This is a genomic window from Okibacterium sp. AC114 (assembly GCF_979253355.1).
On record NZ_CEEDBR010000001.1, the window covers coordinates 1,928,737 to 1,946,907 of the forward strand.

The 18,171-nt window shown below is 67.7% G+C and carries 15 protein-coding genes and 1 pseudogene; 1 reads left to right on the forward strand and 15 read right to left on the reverse strand.

Annotated elements, in window-relative coordinates; genetic code table 11:
- Entirely contained in the window at nt 1-813 is an 813-nt protein-coding gene (locus ACZ6IE_RS09010; RefSeq protein ID WP_464607660.1) for a hypothetical protein, read from the forward strand.
- 82 nt (nt 814-895) lie between these two features.
- Here ACZ6IE_RS09010 and argH read toward each other — a convergent pair whose 3' ends face one another.
- From argH to rplT, 15 genes and pseudogenes are all read right to left on the reverse strand, one after another.
- Complete coding sequence (argH, locus tag ACZ6IE_RS09015; protein ID WP_464607661.1) at nt 896-2,332, reverse strand: argininosuccinate lyase; 1,437 nt, start codon at nt 2,330-2,332, stop codon at nt 896-898.
- Nucleotide 2,333: 1 nt separating this feature from the next.
- On the reverse strand, nt 2,334-3,530 hold the full coding sequence (locus ACZ6IE_RS09020) for an argininosuccinate synthase (RefSeq protein WP_464607662.1): 1,197 nt from the start codon (nt 3,528-3,530) through the stop codon (nt 2,334-2,336).
- Between the two features lie 47 nt (nt 3,531-3,577).
- Entirely contained in the window at nt 3,578-4,504 is a 927-nt protein-coding gene (gene argF, locus ACZ6IE_RS09025; protein WP_464607663.1) for an ornithine carbamoyltransferase, read from the reverse strand.
- A 270-nt stretch (nt 4,505-4,774) separates the two neighbouring features.
- Nucleotides 4,775-5,959, reverse strand: a pseudogene (locus ACZ6IE_RS09030) (acetylornithine transaminase); the annotation flags it as partial.
- Nucleotides 5,956-6,879 carry an acetylglutamate kinase gene (argB, locus tag ACZ6IE_RS09035; RefSeq protein ID WP_464607664.1) on the reverse strand — a complete coding sequence of 308 codons (924 nt, stop codon included), beginning with the start codon at nt 6,877-6,879 and terminating at the stop codon, nt 5,956-5,958. The gene argB and the pseudogene ACZ6IE_RS09030, both read right to left, overlap by 4 nt.
- Before the next feature lie 5 nt (nt 6,880-6,884).
- Nucleotides 6,885-8,063, reverse strand: coding sequence for a bifunctional glutamate N-acetyltransferase/amino-acid acetyltransferase ArgJ (argJ, locus tag ACZ6IE_RS09040; RefSeq protein ID WP_464607665.1), 1,179 nt, complete (start codon nt 8,061-8,063; stop codon nt 6,885-6,887).
- On the reverse strand, nt 8,060-9,103 hold the full coding sequence (argC, locus tag ACZ6IE_RS09045) for an N-acetyl-gamma-glutamyl-phosphate reductase (RefSeq protein ID WP_464607666.1): 1,044 nt from the start codon (nt 9,101-9,103) through the stop codon (nt 8,060-8,062). Before argC ends, argJ begins: the two co-directional genes overlap by 4 nt.
- A 412-nt stretch (nt 9,104-9,515) precedes the next feature.
- Nucleotides 9,516-12,041, reverse strand: a complete 2,526-nt coding sequence (gene pheT / locus ACZ6IE_RS09050) for a phenylalanine--tRNA ligase subunit beta (protein WP_464607667.1) — start codon at nt 12,039-12,041, stop codon at nt 9,516-9,518.
- A gap of 4 nt (nt 12,042-12,045) precedes the next feature.
- Complete coding sequence (gene pheS, locus ACZ6IE_RS09055; protein WP_464607668.1) at nt 12,046-13,086, reverse strand: phenylalanine--tRNA ligase subunit alpha; 1,041 nt, start codon at nt 13,084-13,086, stop codon at nt 12,046-12,048.
- Between the two features lie 11 nt (nt 13,087-13,097).
- Complete coding sequence (locus tag ACZ6IE_RS09060; protein ID WP_464607669.1) at nt 13,098-13,952, reverse strand: amino acid ABC transporter permease; 855 nt, start codon at nt 13,950-13,952, stop codon at nt 13,098-13,100.
- Nucleotides 13,949-14,596 carry an amino acid ABC transporter permease gene (locus tag ACZ6IE_RS09065; RefSeq protein ID WP_464607670.1) on the reverse strand — a complete coding sequence of 216 codons (648 nt, stop codon included), beginning with the start codon at nt 14,594-14,596 and terminating at the stop codon, nt 13,949-13,951. Before ACZ6IE_RS09065 ends, ACZ6IE_RS09060 begins: the two co-directional genes overlap by 4 nt.
- 113 nt (nt 14,597-14,709) lie before the next feature.
- Entirely contained in the window at nt 14,710-15,615 is a 906-nt protein-coding gene (locus ACZ6IE_RS09070; protein ID WP_464607671.1) for a glutamate ABC transporter substrate-binding protein, read from the reverse strand.
- Between the two features lie 59 nt (nt 15,616-15,674).
- A complete protein-coding gene (locus ACZ6IE_RS09075; protein ID WP_079728439.1) occupies nt 15,675-16,508 on the reverse strand; it encodes an amino acid ABC transporter ATP-binding protein in 834 nt (277 codons plus the stop codon).
- A 232-nt stretch (nt 16,509-16,740) separates the two neighbouring features.
- A complete protein-coding gene (locus tag ACZ6IE_RS09080) occupies nt 16,741-17,541 on the reverse strand; it encodes a TrmH family RNA methyltransferase (RefSeq protein ID WP_464607672.1) in 801 nt (266 codons plus the stop codon).
- Between the two features lie 201 nt (nt 17,542-17,742).
- Entirely contained in the window at nt 17,743-18,129 is a 387-nt protein-coding gene (gene rplT / locus ACZ6IE_RS09085; protein ID WP_077052856.1) for a 50S ribosomal protein L20, read from the reverse strand.
- Between the last annotated feature and the right edge of the window lie 42 nt (nt 18,130-18,171).

Sequence of the window (18,171 nt, forward strand, 5' to 3'; positions counted from 1 at the left end):
ATGAACCAGAACGAGCTCTACGCAGCGATCACCGTGTCGAGTGTCACTGTGTTGATCGCGGTCACCGCACTCGTGTGCGCCATCATCGCGAGCAGGCCCCGGCGGCACCTCGTCGTCATCGCCAGCGCGGTGCTCGTCGTGATCGAGATCATTCTGCTGCTGATGCCGCTGCCGCCGTTGCTCGACGGGGTAGGTTTCGTGCTCGCGCTCCTGGGCGTTGCCATCGCGGTCGTGGGTGGCGGGCCAGCCGTCGTCGCCGTGCTCGATCTCGCTACGCGGGGGTCGGTTGCGGATGGCACTCACGGCGGGATCATGGTCGCAGCACCGTTTGCGAGCCGGGGTGCGCGCGACGGAGCGGATGACGGGGCGACACCTCACCGGCACGACGACCCGACGGGCGCCCCAGCGAGCGCTGCCCGAGCGAACGGAGCGATGACGGGCGGTGCCTGCGACCTGATGGCCGGCGACGTGACGCCAGCCGCTGCGATGAACCGGGAGCAGGCTGCCGAGCGCGGGGCGGAGTCCCCGGCCAACCTATCGGCCGGCGGGGCGGACCGGGCCGGAGAGCGGGCCGGGCAACCCGTTGAAGTGTTGCGCGGGGGCGCGACGATCGGCTATTTGGAGCGCATAGCGGTTGCGGCGTCGCTGCTGGCCGGGTATCCCGAAGGGCTCGCCGTTGTCGTGGCGATCAAGGGTGTCGGTCGATTCTCCGAACTGTCGGAGCCGGAGACGCGGGAGCGGTTCATCATCGGCACGTTCGCCAGCCTGGTGTGGGCGAGCGCGGGAGCCGCGATCGCATTGCTGGCGCGCTGAAATCATCCGAATACCACCGCAACAGGGGCGGCTCGAATGAGATCGGGCCGCCCCTGTTGGCGAGTACTGCGGAACGCTTCCGTCAGGCGAAGAAGCCCGAGGCGAGTTCGGCGACGCGCTTCGTGAGTGCCTGGTGCTGCTCGGCCACGCGCACGGGGGCCGTGCCGCCTGTGCCGATGCGGCTCGAAACCGAGCCCTCGACCGTCAAGACCTCGCGAACCGCGGGCGTCAAGTGCGGCGACACCGCGGCGAGGTCCTCGTCGGACGGGTCGGCGAGGTCGAGACCGCGCTCCTCGCAGAAGCGCACGAGGGCGCCGCTGATCTCGTGGGCCTCACGGAACACCACACCCTGCTTGACGAGCCACTCCGCGACATCCGTGGCCAGCGAGAACCCCTGGGGCGCGAGCTCGGCCATGCGGTCGGTGTGGAACGTGAGCGTTGCCACCATGCCTGTGAAGGCCGGGAGGAGAACCGTGAGAGTTTCGGCGGAGTCGAAGACCGGCTCCTTGTCTTCTTGCAAATCGCGGTTATAGGCGAGCGGCAGCCCCTTGAGCGTGGCGAGCAGGCCCGACAGGTTGCCGATGAGGCGCCCGGACTTGCCCCGCGCCAACTCGGCGATGTCGGGGTTCTTCTTCTGCGGCATGATGCTCGAACCCGTCGAGTATCCGTCGTCGAGCGTCACGAAGCCGAACTCCCGCGTGTTCCACAGGATGATCTCTTCGGCGAAACGCGAGAGGTTCACGCCGATGAGCGACGTGATGAAGGCGAACTCGGCCACGACATCCCGCGCCGCCGTCGCATCGATCGAATTCTCGAGCGCGCCGGACAGGCCGAGCTCGCGGGCGACGAGCGACGGATCGAGACCGAGCGAGCTGCCCGCGAGGGCACCCGCGCCATAAGGCGAGACCCTGGCGCGCTTCGACCACTCCCCCAGACGCTCGAGATCGCGGACCAGCGGCCAGGCGTGCGCGAGGAGGTGATGCGAGAGCAGGACGGGCTGAGCGTGCTGCAGATGCGTGCGGCCCGGCATGATGGCGCCGTGATGAGCATCCGCCTGTGCCGCGATGGCGTCGATCAACTGGATGACGCCGTGCGCGATGGCACCCGCCTGATCGAGCAGGTAGAGACGCACGAGCGTGGCGATCTGATCGTTGCGGCTGCGGCCGGCGCGGAGCTTGCCCCCCAGCTCGGGGCCAGCGATCTGGATCAAGCCCCGTTCGAGCGCACCGTGCACGTCTTCGTCCGCCTCGACGGCCTGGAAGCTGCCATCGGCGACGTCTGCGGCGAGCGCGTCGAGAGCATGGTGCATGCGCTCGAGTTCATCCGCGGTCAGGTAGCCGGCCGCGTGGAGCGCTGTGGCATGGGCCTTCGAACCCGCGATGTCATAGGGCGCCAGGATCCAGTCGAAGTGCGTGGACTTGCTGAGCGCTTGCAGGGCCGGGGACGGGCCACCCGCGAAGCGGCCACCCCAGAGGGATCCGCTCGGGGTGGCCCCGCCAGCCGTGTTGTCGACGGCCATGCTAGTTCGCGAGATCCCGGCGAGCCGAGATCTTGGACGGCAGCGACCACAGCTCGATGAAGCCCTTGGCGAGCGACTGGTCGAACGTGTCACCGGTGTCGTAGGTGGCCAGGTTGTAGTCGTACAGACCCACGTCGCTGCGGCGACCCGTGACCGTGGCCTTGCCGGCGTGAAGCGACAGACGCACCTCGCCCGAGACGAAACGCTGCGTCTCGTCGATGAAGGAGTCGAGCGCGCGCTTGAGGCCCGAGAACCACAGACCGTCATATACCAGCTCGGCCCATTCGGCCTCGACGCGGCGCTTGTAGCGTGCGACGTCGCGCTCGATCGTGACGTTCTCGAGCTCCTCGTGTGCGGCGATCAGCGTGAGACCGGCGGGCGACTCGTACACCTCGCGGCTCTTGATGCCGACGAGACGGTCCTCGACGATGTCGATGCGGCCGACCCCCTGGTCACCGGCGAGCTTGTTCAGCTGCACGACGGCCTGCAGAGGCGTCACGGGCTGGCCGTTGATCGCCACCGGAACACCCTGGTCGAATGTGATCGTGACCTCGGTGGCCTCGCGAGCCTCGGCCGGGTCCTTCGAGTACGTGTACAGGTCTTCGATGGGCGCGTTCCACGGGTCCTCGAGGAAACCGGTCTCGACCGCACGGCCCCAGACGTTCTGGTCGATGGAGTACGGGCTCTTCTTCGACTGCTCGATGGGCAGGTTGTGCTCCTGCGCGTAGAGGATGGCCTTGTCGCGCGTCAGGGCGAAGTCGCGGACCGGTGCGAGCGACGTGAGATCGGGCGCGAGAGCGGCGACGGCAGCTTCGAAGCGAACCTGGTCGTTGCCCTTGCCCGTGCAGCCGTGGGCAACGCTGTTGGCGCCGAGTTCCTTGGCCGTGGACGCCAGGTACTTGGCGATCAGCGGACGGCTGAGCGCCGACACCAGCGGGTAACGCTTCTGGTAGAGCGCGTTGGCCTTGATGGCGGGCACCAGGTAATCGTTCGCGAACTCGTCTTTGGCGTCGACCACGACGGATTCGACGGCGCCGCAGTCGAGCGCACGCTGGCGGATCACATCCATGTCTTCGCCGTCTTGTCCCACGTCGATCGCGAGGGCGACGACCTCTTTGCCGGTGGCGTCTTTCAGCCAGCCGATACCGACCGACGTGTCGAGCCCGCCGGAATATGCCAGGACTACCCGTTCTGCCATGACCTGATTCTCCTTGTTTTCGTTGTGGTGGTGAGTTGTGTGGTGGCCTACGCGGCTTGGCGCAGGAGCCAGACGAGCAGGGCCTTCTGCGCGTGCAGACGGTTCTCGGCCTCGTCCCAGATGATCGACTGCGGCCCGTCGATCACCGATGCGGTGACCTCGTAGCCGCGGTCGGCCGGAAGACAGTGCAGGAACAGGGCGTCGCTCTTCGCCCGCGCCATGAGCGCGTCGTCGACACGGTAGCCGCCGAAGGTTTCGACCCGGGCCGCCTTCTCGTCTTCCTTGCCCATCGATACCCAGGTGTCGGTGACGATGACGTCGGCGTCGCTCGCGGCTGCGGTGACATCGGTGGTGACGAGGATGCTGCCACCCGTCTGCTGGGCGATGCGCTCGGCATCCGCGACGACATCGGCCTCGGGGCTGTACTCGTCGGGGGCGGCGATGCGGATGTGTGCCCCCGCCGTCGCCCCGGCCAGCAGGTAGGACTGTGCCATGTTGCTGCGGCCGTCGCCGATGAACGTCATCGTGAGACCCGCGAGTTCGCCGCGGTGCTCTTGGATGGTGAGGAGGTCGGCGAGCAGCTGGCAGGGGTGGAAGTCGTCGGACAGCGCGTTGACGACGGGGACCGTGGTGCCCGCGGCCATCTCTTCGAGCCCGGACTGCGCGTACGTGCGCCACACGATCGCGGCGACCTGGCGCTCGAGCACGCGCGCGGTGTCGGATGCGGTCTCTTTGCCGCCTAGCTGCGAGTTGGCGGTCGAGATGATGAGCGGCACTCCCCCGAGGTCCGCGATGCCGACGGCGAAGGAGACGCGCGTGCGTGTGGACGATTTGTCGAAGATGACCGCGACGGTCTGCGGGCCGGCCAGCGGCTTCGCCTGGAAGCGGTCACGCTTCAGTTCGTGGGCCAGGGTGAGGATTTCGGCCTGTTCGGCGGGCGTGATGTCGTCGTCACGCAGGAAATGGCGGGTCATGTCGTTCCTTAGGGTTTAGACGGAAGCTGTCGGGGCGGTCGCGGCGCCGGGGACGCCGGCTGCGCGGGGCGCTGTCGGTTCGCCGGGAGCGGGGACGCCGGCTGCAGAATCGGCGGATGCCTCGGGCTCGGCGATCGCAGGCGGAAGAGCCGGGGTGAGTGCGGGCTCGGGCTCTGCTTCGGGCGCCGGCGCGGATGAAGGTGCAGAATTCCCTGCGGACGTCGCTACGCCGCCGTGAGGCGCGTGTGCGGGCGCATCGACCGAGGCCGCAGCATCCGAGACCTCGCGTAGTGCCCGACCGAACTTCTCGCGGAACTCGGCCAGCTCTGCGTCGCCCACGATGAGCGGCGGCGCGAGGCGGATGCTCGTGGGGTTGGGCGCGTTGATGATGAGCCCGTGGGCGAGCGCGGCCTGTTGCAGAGCCGGCGCGATGGGCTGCGACAGCCCGATGCCGACGAGCAGACCGCGGCCGCGGACCTCTTCGATGAGCGGCGACTCGAACGAGCGGATGAGGTCGCGCAATTCGGCCCCGCGACGCTCGGCATTGCCCACAAGGTCGGCGCTCTCGATTTCACCGAGTACGGCGTTGGCGATGGCCGTGGCGAACGGGTTGCCGCCGAACGTGCTGCCGTGCTGGCCCTGCGAGAACAGGTCGCTCGCCCAGCCGAACGTGACGATGGCTCCGATCGGGATGCCGCCGCCGATGCCCTTGGCCACCGTGATGGCGTCGGGCACGATGTCGGCCTGCTGGAACGCGAACCAGGTGCCGGTGCGGCCAGCTCCCGTCTGGATCTCGTCGATGATCAGCAGGACGCCGTGCTGCTCGGTCAATTCTCGCGCCCGCTTCAGGTATCCCTCGGGCAGGTCGATGACGCCCGACTCGCCCTTGATCGGCTCGAGCAAGAGAGCCTGCACGGTGTCGTCGATGTTGTCTTCAAGCGCCTGGATGGTGGTCTCGAGGTATTCGACGCCGCCCGGCAGCGGTTCGAACGGTGCGCGCATGGCGGGTTTGCCCGTGAGCGCGAGCGCGCCCATCGTGCGGCCGTGGAACGAATTCTCGAGGGTCAGCACGCGGGTGCGCTTGCCGCCCGCCTGGTTGAGGCGCGCGAGCTTGAATGCGGCCTCGTTCGCCTCGGCACCAGAGTTGCAGAAGTATGCGCGGCCGGCTTCGCCCGTGCCCGCGAGACGCTTCAGGCGCGCCGCGAGTTCGAGCTGCGGCGGCGTGGAGAACAAGTTCGACACGTGCACGAGCGTGGCGGCCTGGCGCGCAGCGGCCTCAATCAGCACGGGGTGGGCATGGCCGAGCGAATTGACGGCGATGCCCGCCAGGAAGTCGAGATAGCGGTTGCCCTCGGAGTCCCACACCGAGCACCCCTCGCCCTTCACGAGGAACGCGGCCGGGGGCCCGAAGGTGCGCATCATGTCGCGCTCGACATCGTCGCGCCAGGTGTTCATGATTCCTCCTCGGGAACGACTTCGGTGCCGATGCCTTCGCTGGTGAAGACCTCGAGCAGGATGGAGTGGGCGATGCGCCCGTCGATGATGGCGGCTTTCTGCACACCCGCGTCGACCGCTTCGAGGCACGCCGACATCTTCGGGATCATGCCGGATTCGAGCGTCGGGAGCAGGGCTCGCAGGTCGCTCGTCGTGATGCTCGAGACGAGCGACTCACGGTTGGGCCAGTCGCTGTAGAGACCGGCGACATCGGTCAGGATGACGAGCTTGGCGGCACCGAGGGCGGCCGCGAGGGCGGCGGCTGCGGCATCCGCATTGACGTTGAGAAGGTCACCGGGGCTGTCGAGGTCGGGGGCGATCGACGAGATGACCGGCACCGTGCCGATCGAGAGCGCGTTGATGACCGCAGCCGTGTCGACCGAGACGACGTCGCCGACCTGGCCGAGGTCGACGGGCTGGCCGTCGATGACGACGCCGCGTTTGCGACCACCGAACAGGGACGCGTCGTCGCCGCCCAGGCCCAGAGCCTTCTGGCCGTGCGCCTCGATGCCCGCCACGATGGAGGCGTTGATCTGGCCGCGCAGCACATCGCGCACGACGGTCATGGCTTCGGGCGTGGTGACCCGGTACCCGCCGCGGAATTCGCTGTCGATGCCGAGCTCGGTCAGCCGCGCCGAGATCTGGGGGCCGCCGCCGTGCACGACGACGGGCAGGACGCCAGCCAAACGGAGGAAGACGATGTCCTCGGCGAAGGCGCGGCTGAGCTCTTCGGAGACCATGGCGTTGCCACCGAACTTGATGACGACGATCTCACCGTGGAAGCGTTTGAGCCACGGCAGCGCCTCGATCAGCACATTGGCCTTGGACAGCGCCTCTGCGGGCGAGTTGTCGGGAATCTCGTCGGAGATGTGATCGGTCATGGTCATCAGCTCGAGTACGCGCTGTTCTCGTGCACGTAGTCGTGCGTGAGGTCGTTGGTCCAGACGGTCGCGCGCGTGTCGCCGGCGTGCAGATCGATCAGGATGTGGACGTCCCGAGGCGTGAGATCGACCAGCTCGCGCGGCTGATCGGGCTCACCCGCCGTGCACACCTGCACGCCGTTGAACGAGACGTCGATGTTGTACGGGTCGAACGCAGCCTGGGTGGTGCCGACGGCGGCGAGCACCCGGCCCCAGTTCGGATCCTTGCCGAAGATCGCCGCCTTGAACAGGTTGCTGCGGCTGACGGCGCGTGCCACCTCGACGGCATCGGATTCGCTGGCCGCGTTGACGACCTCGATGGCCACGTCGTGGTCGGCACCTTCGGCGTCGGCCTGCAGCTGCAACGTGAGGTCTTGGCAGACAGCCGTGAGAGCGGCCGCGAAATCGTCGGCGCCGGGCGTGACCCCGCTCGCGCCGGAGGCGAGGAGCGAGACGGTGTCGTTGGTCGACATGCAGCCGTCGGAGTCGAGGCGGTCGAAGGTGACCGCCGTGGCGCGACGCAGAGCCGCATCGAGCTCGGCGGGGCTCAAAGAGGCATCGGTCGTGATGACGACGAGCATGGTCGCGAGACCCGGGGCCAACATGCCCGCGCCCTTCGCCATACCACCGATGGTCCAACCGTCCTGCGACGTGAACGTCGACTGCTTGGGCGTCGTGTCGGTCGTCATGATCGCTTGCGCGGCGGCGAGCGCCGAAGCGTCGGAGGCTGCGGCATCCGCATCGGCCCCGAGCGCCGCAGAGGCGTCGGCGACACCCGCGCGCAGCTTGGCCAGATCGAGTTGTTCGCCGATGAGGCCTGTCGAGCACACGAGCACGTCGCCCGCCGAGACCTCGAGGGCGTCGGCGACCGCCTCAGCCGTGGCGTGCGTGGTCTGGAAGCCCTGGCTGCCCGTGTAGCAGTTGGCACCGCCGGAGTTGAGCACGATCGCTCGAACCTGACCGTCGCTCATGACCTGTTTGCTCCACAGCACGGGGTTGGCTTGGCAGCGGTTGCTCGTGAAGACCGTGGCGGCGGATGCGATGGGCCCGACGTTCTGCACGAGCGCGAGGTCGAGGCCGCCCGAGTTCTTGAGGCCGCAGGCGACGCCCGCTGCGAGGAAACCGTTGGCTGCTGTCACACTCACGGTGCAACTCCGTTCACGCTCAGGCCGGTGGACTCCGGCAGGCCGACGGCGATGTTCGCCGACTGGATGGCGGCACCCGCGGTGCCCTTGACGAGGTTGTCGACGGCCGCGACCACGATGACGCGGCCGGCGCTCTCGTCGATTGCGAGGCCGATGAGCGCCGTGTTCGCGCCCAGGACATCGGCCGTGCGGGGGAAGTCGCCCTCGGGAAGCAGATGCACGAAGGTCTCGTCGCCATAGGCCTGCTGCCAGGCGGCCCGAACGGCTTCTGCCGATGTGCCGGGAACGATGCGGGCAGTCGAGGTTGCGAGGATTCCTCGGGACATGGGTACGAGGACGGGCGTGAAGGACAGCGAGACCGTGTCGGCCCCCGCGCCACGCAGCGACTGCGCGATCTCGGGGATGTGCCGGTGGGTGCCGCCGACCGCATACGGGTTGGCCGAGCCCAGGATCTCGGCCGCCAACAGATTGGTCTTGAGCGCCTTGCCTGCGCCGGAGGGCCCGACAGCGAGCACTGAGACGATGTCGGTGGCCTCGATGACACCCGCAGCGATGCCGGGCGCGAGTGAGAGGGCGACGGTCGAGGCGTTGCACCCCGGGGCGGCGATGCGCGTGACACCCGCTAGATGGTCGCGCTGCTTGCCTGCTCCGACGATGAGCTCGGGAACCCCGTAGGCCCAGGCGCCGAAGTAGTCGCCGCCGTAGAAGGCGGCCCAGTCCTCTTCGGAGGTCAGCCGGTGGTCGGCCCCGCAGTCGACCACGAGCGTCGACGGGTCGAGTTCGGCCGTCAACTCGCCCGACTTGCCGTGGGGCAGCGCCAGGAAGACGATGTCGTGGCCCGCGAGCGTCTCGGGCGTGGTGTCGACGAGCGTGAGATGCGCGAGCGAGCGCAGATGTGGTTGCACCTGGACGAGCGGCTGGCCCGCATTCGAGTGCGCGGTGACGGTGTCGATGCGGAATTCGGGGTGGGCCGCGAGCAAACGCAGCAACTCACCGCCCGCGTAACCGGATGCACCGGCTACGGCTACAGAGAAAGCCATGGTTCTACCTTATTGACGAGAAGCGACGGGGGTCTGTGCCTTATCGGCGACGCCCTCTGACGCTTTCGTTCGGAAGAACGGCAGGGTCGGGTGAGCGTCGCCTAGACTCGGTCGCTCGAGCGGCGTCGGCGCGCACGGGCGGAACCCTGTGCCGTGGTGACCTGAAGCAGGTCGGTGCGCCGAACGAAAACCATGGGATTACCTTACAGGGGTTGGGGCGGCCATTTCCAGCCGGGCGACCGCGCGGACGCGGTATCCGTTGCATCGGCCGCATCACTGCGGCGTTCAATCCACGCTTCGTGCACGATCGGTGCGCGAGAATCCGTTTTCGTGCACGCAAACGGGCCGCCCCCACGAGGGAGACGGCCCGTTCACAATTCAGTCGACACCGCAGGCGCGACACCCGCCAGTGCTACTCGCGCACGGTCGCGCCGTAGGCCTCCCTGGCACGCTCGGCACCCGCCAGCTTCGCTTCGGAAGCCTCGGCAGCCGTGAGCGTGCGATCGGCGGCGCGGAACCGCAACGCGAACGTCACGCTCTTGGCGCCCTCGGCCACACCGGGGCCGCGGTAGTCGTCGACGAGCTGGATGTCTTCGAGCAGCTCCCCCGCACCGGCACGGACTACCTCGAGCACATCGCCCGCGGGCACCGAGGCGTCGACGAGCAGGGACAGGTCCTGCGTGGCGGCGGGCATGGCGCGCACGGGCTCGGCCTCGATGACGCCCGATCCGGCGACGGTCAGCACATCCAGGTCGAGTTCGGCGAGCGCGACGACGCGCGGCAGGTGCAGTTCGGCGGCGATCTGCGGCAGCAGTTCGCCCGCGAAACCGACGGACTGCTCCCCCACGAAGAGCTCGGCCGTGCGGCCCGGGTGGAACGCCTTGTGCACGCCCTGACGCACCGTCAGGTGGACCCCGGATGCGGCGGCCACAACGCGTGCGGCGTCGAGCACGTCGGCGATTCCGGCGGCCACGGCGGGTTGCCCCGGCTGCTTGGGGATGAGGTTGCCGAGCGCCAGCAGGGCGGCATGCCGGGGCTGACGCGGGATCGACGCCTCGAGCGCGGCGAGCGTCTCGGCATCGGGTCGGCCCTCGATGCCGGGCAGGTCGACGAGCCCGTAGTCGACACCCGACTCGGGGCGGAACACCGAGCCCAGCTCATACAACGCCAGGTCGGTGAAACCGCGCGACAGGTTGCGGCGGGCAATCTCGAGTACACCGGGCAGAAGCGAGGTGCGCAGGAACGGTACGGTGCCGTCGAGCGGGTTGGCGAGCTTGATGCCCGCAACCTCTGCTTCGTCTGGCGCACCGAACAAGTCGTTCTGAGCGGACGAAACGAACGGGTAGGCGAGCACCTCGGTGAAACCGTCGGCTGCCAGGGCGTTGGCCACACGCCGACGCACCTTCTGCGACACCGTGAGCCCCCGGCCGGGAGGCGCGACGGGCAGCACGGCCGGGATGTGGTCGTACCCGATGATGCGCGCGACCTCTTCGGCCAGATCGGACTTGTCGGTGATGTCGGGGCGCCAGCTGGGCGGCGTGACGAGCAGCACGGGGGATGCGGCATCCGCACCGTCTTCGACCGTCGCACCGATCTCGGCGAGCGCCACCTTCTCGTCGTCCGCACTGATCGGGAAACCGACGAGACCCGCGACGTAGCCGGACGGCAACTCGATGGGCTGGCGGTCGGGGATGTCGCTGAACACCGAACCCGTCGTGTCGGCCACTCCCCCGGCGAGGTCGACCATGAGCTGGGCGACGCGGGCGGCAGCCGCAACGGCGATCTGTGGGTCGACACCGCGCTCGTAGCGCTTCGACGCCTCGCTCGGTAGCTTGTGCCGGCGGGCCGTGCGTGCGATCGACACGGGGTCGAAGTTAGCGGCCTCGATGAGCACGTTGGTCGTCTCGGCGCTCATCTCGGTGGCGGCTCCACCCATCACGCCGGCAAGACCGATCGGCCCCGAACCATCCGTGATGAGCAGGTCTTCGCCGTGCAGCGCGCGCGTGGCGTCGTCGAGGGTGACGATCGTCTCGCCGGCTCTGGCACGGCGCACCACGATGCCGCCCTGCAGCGCGTCGAAGTCGTAGCCGTGGATGGGCTGTCCGAGCTCGAGCATGACGTAGTTGGTGATGTCGACGAGCAGCGAGATCGAGCGGATGCCGGCGAGCTTGAGGCGCGCGACCATCCAGGGCGGGGTCGGCCGCGTGGCGTCGACACCGCGCACGACGCGCGTGACGAACACCGACGAGCCCGCGCGACCACGGATGGGCGCCTGGTCGTCGATCGAGACGGAGAAACCGTCGAGCGCACCGGCGAGCGGGTCGGAGACGGCGAGCGCGGGGTCGCGGAATGCCGCGCCGGTCGCGTGCGAGTATTCGCGCGCCACCCCGCGAATGGAGAACGCGTAGCCACGGTCGGGCGTCACGTTGATCTCGACGGCCTGGTCGTCGAGCCCCAGCAGCTCGATGGCGTCGGTGCCGACCTCGGGGTCGAGTCCCAAGGTCGTGAGGCGCAGGATGCCATCGTGGTCATCGCCCAAGCCGAGTTCGCGCGAGGAGGCGATCATGCCGTCGGACACGTGCCCGTAGGTCTTGCGCGCGGCGATCGGGAAGGGACCGGGCAGCACGGCGCCGGGCAGGGTCACGACGACCTTGTCCCCGGGGAAGAAGTTGCCGGCACCGCACACGATTCCGCGCACGGCGTCCTCGCCGTCGCCGGGCGCGACACGCACCTGGCACCAGCGGATGGTCTTGCCGTTCTTCTGCGGCTCCTCGACGAAATCGAGAACCTGGCCGACCACGATGGGCCCGGTCAGGTCGAACGTGTGAATCTCTTCTTCTTCGAGCCCGACGCGCACGAGCGCCTCGTGCACGTCTTCCGGCGTCGTGCCGGGTGTCAGGTCGACGTATTCGGCCAACCAGCTGAGCGGAACCCGCATCGTCCTAAACCACCATTCCGAAGTGCTGTGAGAACCGGATGTCGCCCTCGATCATGTCTCGCATGTCGCTGACGTCGTTCCGGAACATGAGTGTGCGTTCGATGCCCATGCCGAACGCGAAGCCGGAGTAGACATCGGGATCGATGCCCGCGGCGCGCAGGACGTTGGGGTTGACCATGCCGCAGCCGCCCCACTCGATCCAGCGCGCGCCCCCGACGAAGGTCGGATGCCAGAGGTCGAGCTCGGCGCTCGGCTCGGTGAAGGGGAAGAATGCGGGGCGCAGACGGATCTTCGCCTCCGGCCCGAACATGATCTTCGCCACGTGTTCGAGCGTTCCGCGCAGGTGCGCCATGGTCAGGCCCTTGTCGACCGCCAGACCCTCGAACTGCGTGAAGACGGGGGTGTGCGTGGCATCCAGCTCGTCGGTGCGGTACACGCGGCCGGGAGCGAGGATGTAGACGGGCAGCTCGCGCTCGAGCATCGACCGCACCTGAACGGGCGACGTGTGCGTGCGCAGCACGAGGTGCCGCTCGACGGGGTCGACGAAGAACGTGTCCTGCATGGCGCGGGCCGGGTGGTCGGCGTCGAAGTTCAGCGCATCGAAGTTGAACCACTCGTTCTCGAGTTCGGGCCCCTCGGCGATCTCCCACCCCATTCCGACGAAGACGTCGGCGACGTCTTCCTGCAGAACAGAGAGCGGATGACGCGCGCCAACGGCCCGGCGCGACGGAAGGGCCGTGACGTCGACCGTCTCTGCCGCCAACTGGCGCTCGGCCTCTTCGGCGACGATCTCGGCCTCGCGAGCCTGGAACGCCTGGTTCACGCGCCCGCGGGCGCCGCCCACGAGCTTGCCGAACGCGGCCTTGTTCTCGGGAGCGACCTGACGCAGCTGCGCGTTCAGGGCGGCCAGTGGTGACGCCTCGGCGGTGTGGGCCTGTTTGACGGCTTTCAGCTGCTCGGAGTCGGCCGCGCCGGCGATGGCCGCGAGCGCCTTGTCAACCGCGGCCTGGACGGATTCTTCGGAGATGGGAGTGGTGTCTGACACGGTTCACCATCTTAGACGCCGGCGTCGATCTCCTGCCCGGCCGCCTTGGTCGCCACGCCCACCTTCGAGCGCAGACGCAGCTCGACGAGCTTCGCCACACCGGCGAGCGCGAGGCACAGCAGGATGTAGATCGTGCCGAAGACGATAGCCGATGGGATGATGGGCGAACCATACTGACCCTGCGAGCCGTAGAACTTCGCGAGGAACAGCAGCTCCTGGTAGGTGATGAGGAACCCGAGCGCCGTGTCCTTCAACACCACGACGAGCTGCGAGATGATCACGGGCAGCATGTTGCGCACGGCCTGGGGCAACAGGATGATGCGCATCACCTGGCTCTTGCGCAGACCGATTGCATAGCCGGACTCGGCCTGCCCGACCGGCAGACCTTCGACGCCCGCACGGAACACCTCGGCCAGAACCGAGCCGTTGTAGAGCGTCAGGCCCGTGACGACGGCGATGAAGGGTGTGATGCCCTCGACCCCGAGCGGCGGCAGGCCGTAGTAGAGGATGAACATCAGGATGAGGAGCGGCACTGCGCGGAACAGCTCGATGAACGCCGTGGCGGGGTACTTGACCCATTTGTGCACCGACATGCGCCCGAGCGACAGCACGAGGCCCAGGATGAGCGACAGCACGGCCGCATAGGCGAACGCCTGCAACGTGTTGAGCAGGGCGTTGAACATGTTCTGGTGCACGAGCGGCAGCGTGAACAGTTCCCACTTCTTGGGCTCGAACTGGCCCGTCTCGAAGAGGCGGTAGACGACGAAAGCGAGCACGGCGGCGACCACGAGCACCGTGACCACTCCGAGGATGCGGTTGCGGCGGATGGCGCGGGGGCCGGGGGTGTCGTACAGGACGGAACTCATCGCGCGACCCTCCACTTGTTCTCGAGATAGCGCTGCAGGAGGGACAAGACGCCCACGGCGAGGATGAAGATCAGGGCCACCCAGAGCAGCACCGTCAGTTGGGGTTCGCCGCGCTCGGAGAGCACCTGGCGGATGGTCCCGGCCTCGGCGACCGAGAAGCCGGCGGCGATGGTCGTGTTCTTCAGCAGGGCGATGAAGACGCTCATCATGGGGGGCACCGTTGCCCGGAATGCCTGCGGAAGGATGACGAGGGACATGGTCTGCCCGAACGGCAGGCCGATCGCACGCGCCGCCTCGGCCTGACCGACGGGCACGGTGTTGATGCCCGAGCGCAACGTCTCGGCCACGTAGGTGGCGGTGTAGAGGCTCAGCGCGATGATGGCGAGCGTGGTGTAGCCGACGTCCGGCAGCCCCAGCTTGGGGTAGCCGAACGCGAAGAAGAACATGAGCAGCGTCAGCGGGGTGTTGCGCACCAGGTTGACGTATACGGTGCCGACGGCTCGCATCGGCGTCACGGGCGAGACGCGCAGGGCACCGACGATGGTGCCCAGGATGAGCGCGAAGATCGCCGAGAAGAAGAAGAGGACGAATGTCATCCGGAAACCGTCGACGAAGATGTCGAGGTTGTTGAAGAGGGTGTCCACGGGTGTGACACTCTCCTTCCGTTCTGGCCGCACACGAGCGTGCGGGCGGTGGGGTGGTGTCGGGGCCGGCTGACCGGCCCCGACACGCTACGACCGGGGGTCGCGGATGCTGCTTAGTACGCCTCGACCTCGGGCTGGTCGACCTTCGTGCCACTCTCGCCGAGCGTGGCGTCGTAGATCTTGGTCCAGGTCTCGCCACCGTCGGTGAACATGGTGTTGATGAACTCGCGCAGGGCGGTGTCGTCCTTGGCGATTCCGACGCCGTACTTCTCGGTGGAGAAGGGCTCACCGACGACCTTGAGGGCGTCAGGGTCCTGAGCGGCATAGCCGATGAGGATGGCCTGGTCGGTCGTGACGGCGTCGACCTGTCCGTCCTTCAGCGCGTCGACGCACTGCGAGTACGTGTCGAACTCGGTGGTCTTCGTGTCGGGGAAGTTGTCCTTGATGTTCTGGATCGGCGTGGAACCGGTCGCGGAGCACACGGTCTTGCCCGCGAGGTCGTCTTCGCTCTTGATGTCCGAGTTGTCGGCCTCGACGAGGAGTCCCTGGCCGGTCACGAAGTAGGGTCCGGCGAAGCCGACCTGGTCTTTGCGCTTGTCGGTGATCGAGTAGGTGCCGACGTAGTAGTCGACGTCGCCGTTGACGATAGCCGATTCGCGGTTGGCCGAAGGGATGGCCTTGTAGTCGATCTTGTCGGCCGAGAAGCCGAGGGATGCTGCGACCCAGCGCGCGATTTCGATGTCGAAGCCGCTGCGCTCGCCCGTGCCGGCGTCGAGGAAGCCGAGACCCGGCTGGTCTTCCTTCACGCCGATGACGACCTTGTCGGCCTCTTTCATCTTGTCGAAGGTGGGGCTGCCCTCGAGCGTGACGTCGGACGCCACCTCGAAGAGGGAGCTCTCGGTCTCGGTGTCGCCCGAGCCGGCGGGTGCGGTCGAGATGGCGGTGGACCCGCCGCATCCGGTGAGTGCCAGGGCCGCGGTGGCGAACCCAGCCGTGAGGAGAGTGAGCTTCTTGCGCATTGCTGTTCCTTTCAAGGGAGGACGGCGACGGAGCGTCGCCTCTCGGAGTGCACCGGTGATCAGTGCGTCAGAAGTTTGGAGAGGAAGTCCTTGGCCCGCGTGCTCTTCGGATGGTCGAAGAACTCTTCGGGGGTGGTGTCTTCGACGATCTCGCCGTCGGCCATGAAGACCACGCGGTCGGCGGCTTTGCGGGCGAAGCCCATCTCGTGCGTGACGACGATCATGGTCATGCCCTCGGCCGCCAGCTGCGTCATGACGTCGAGCACCTCGGTGATCATCTCGGGGTCGAGCGCCGAGGTGGGCTCGTCGAAGAGCATGACCTTGGGCTTCATGGCGAGGGCGCGGGCGATGGCGACGCGCTGCTGCTGTCCACCCGAGAGCTGCGCGGGGAGCTTCGCCGACTGCTGCTCGATGCCGACACGCTCGAGCAGGACCTTGGCGGCCTTCTCGGCATCCGCCTTCTTCTGCCGACGCACCTTCATGGGGCCGAGCGTCACGTTCTCGAGGATGGTCTTGTGCGCGAAGAGGTTGAACGATTGGAACACCATGCCGACATCCGCCCGCAACGCTGCGAGCTTCTTGCCCTCGGAGGGGAGCTTGGTGCCATCGATGCGGATCTCGCCCGAGGAGATGGTCTCGAGGCGGTTGATCGTGCGGCAGAGCGTGGACTTGCCCGACCCGGACGGGCCGATGACCACGACGACCTCGCCCTTGTTCACGGTCAGGTTGATGTTCTTCAGCGCGTGGAAGTCGCCGTAATGCTTTTCGACGTTCTCCACGACCACCAGCGGTTCACCGCGGCCGGCCACGATCGGATTGCTCGTCGTTTCGTAGCGGCTGATCGGCGTCGATCCGGTGGAGGCGCTCGGGTTCGTCTCATCTGTGGGAGCCATGAGGCCACGCTAGATGACAGCGTGTTTCAGGCGCGTGTCAGAATCTGGTCGTTACCTATTCGTGACCCAAGCAGGGGGCCCTGAAACAGGGGTGACCCGCACGATTCCGCGGTCGCGGCCGCCCTGCTCCCCCATGGATGCTGTGACAAAACTTCTCGGCCATCGGTGCGTCGTCGGTGCGTCGCGTTTAAGTTGCCGGCGCGTCGTGTGAGCGCGGCCGAAACCCGGCCGGTCAGGCGCGCTGGGCGAAGGCGCTCTCATAGAGGCAGACGCTCGCGGCGGTGGCCAGGTTCATCGACTCGGCGGCCCCGTAGATGGGCACCGAGGCGACCCGGTCGACGAGGGTCAGCTGGTCGTCTTCGAGGCCGTGCGCCTCGTTGCCGAACACCCAAGCGGTGGGGCCCGAGAGGTCACCGTCGGCGCGCACCTCGAGCAGGCTCTCGCCCTTGACGTCGGCCGCGATGGTCTTGAGGCCGGCGGCGTGCGCGCGCACGAGTGCGGGTTCGAGCTCGGCGCCCACCGCGATGGGCAGGTGGAAGAGCGAACCGGTGGTGGAACGCACGACCTTCGGGTTGTACAGGTCGACCGTGCGCCCGGTGAGGATCACGGCGTCGGCGCCCGCCGCATCCGCTGCCCGGATGATGGTGCCCAGGTTGCCCGGGTCGCGCACCTCTTCGAGGATGACGACGAGTTTCGGGTCGCCCGCGAAGATGTCCTTGATCGAGGTGGGGAATTGGTGGGCCACGGCGATGAAGCCCTGAGGAGTGACGGTGTCGGCCATCTGATCGAGAACGTCTTCCGTGACGAACTCGACGTCGACGCCCGCATCGACAGCTGTCTGGGCGACGTCGGTGTAGCGCTCGAGCGCCGTGGGCGTGGCGTAGAGCTCGACGAGCAGCTGCGGGCGGAAGGTCAGGGCCTCGGCGACCGCCTGCGGGCCCTCGAGCAGGAAGAGACCCGTCTCTTGCCGGGCCGCACGCTTGGCCAGCTTCGCGACGGAACGGACACGGGGAGATCTCGGATTATCCAGCACGTGTCGAGTCTACCGAGGGGGCGCAAGCGGGCGCGGGAGCGGCCTGTCGCCGGCGGCGCGCGTCGGGCGCACATCAGCGGGATGCGGGCGCCTGGGCGGTCGACCGGCACGCCGATAAGCATCGCGGCACACCCGAGCGCGCCGTTAACGACGAGAGGGACGCAACCCTTTCGGGCGCGTCCCTCTCTGCAGAAGAAATGCCTAGGCGGCGGTCTTCGGGGCCGACGTGTCGGCGGGAAGGGCCTGCTTGGCGCTCTCGACCAGCGCGGCGAACGTGGCGGGCTCGTTCACGGCGAGCTCGGCCAGGATGCGGCGGTCGACCTGGATGCCGGCGAGGCCGAGACCCTGGATGAGGCGGTTGTAGGTGAGGCCGTTCTGACGCGACGCAGCGTTGATTCTCTGGATCCACAGGCGACGGAAGTCACCCTTCTTGGCGCGACGGTCGCGGTACGAGTAGACCAGGGAGTGCGTGACCTGCTCTTTGGCCTTGCGGTACAGACGCGAACGCTGTCCGCGGTAACCCGAGGCGCGCTCCAGGATGACGCGACGCTTCTTGTGGGCGTTGACGGCCCTCTTTACTCTTGCCATTTCTCTATCTTCCTAACGGGGTGTTCGGTTCTGGACGCGTGG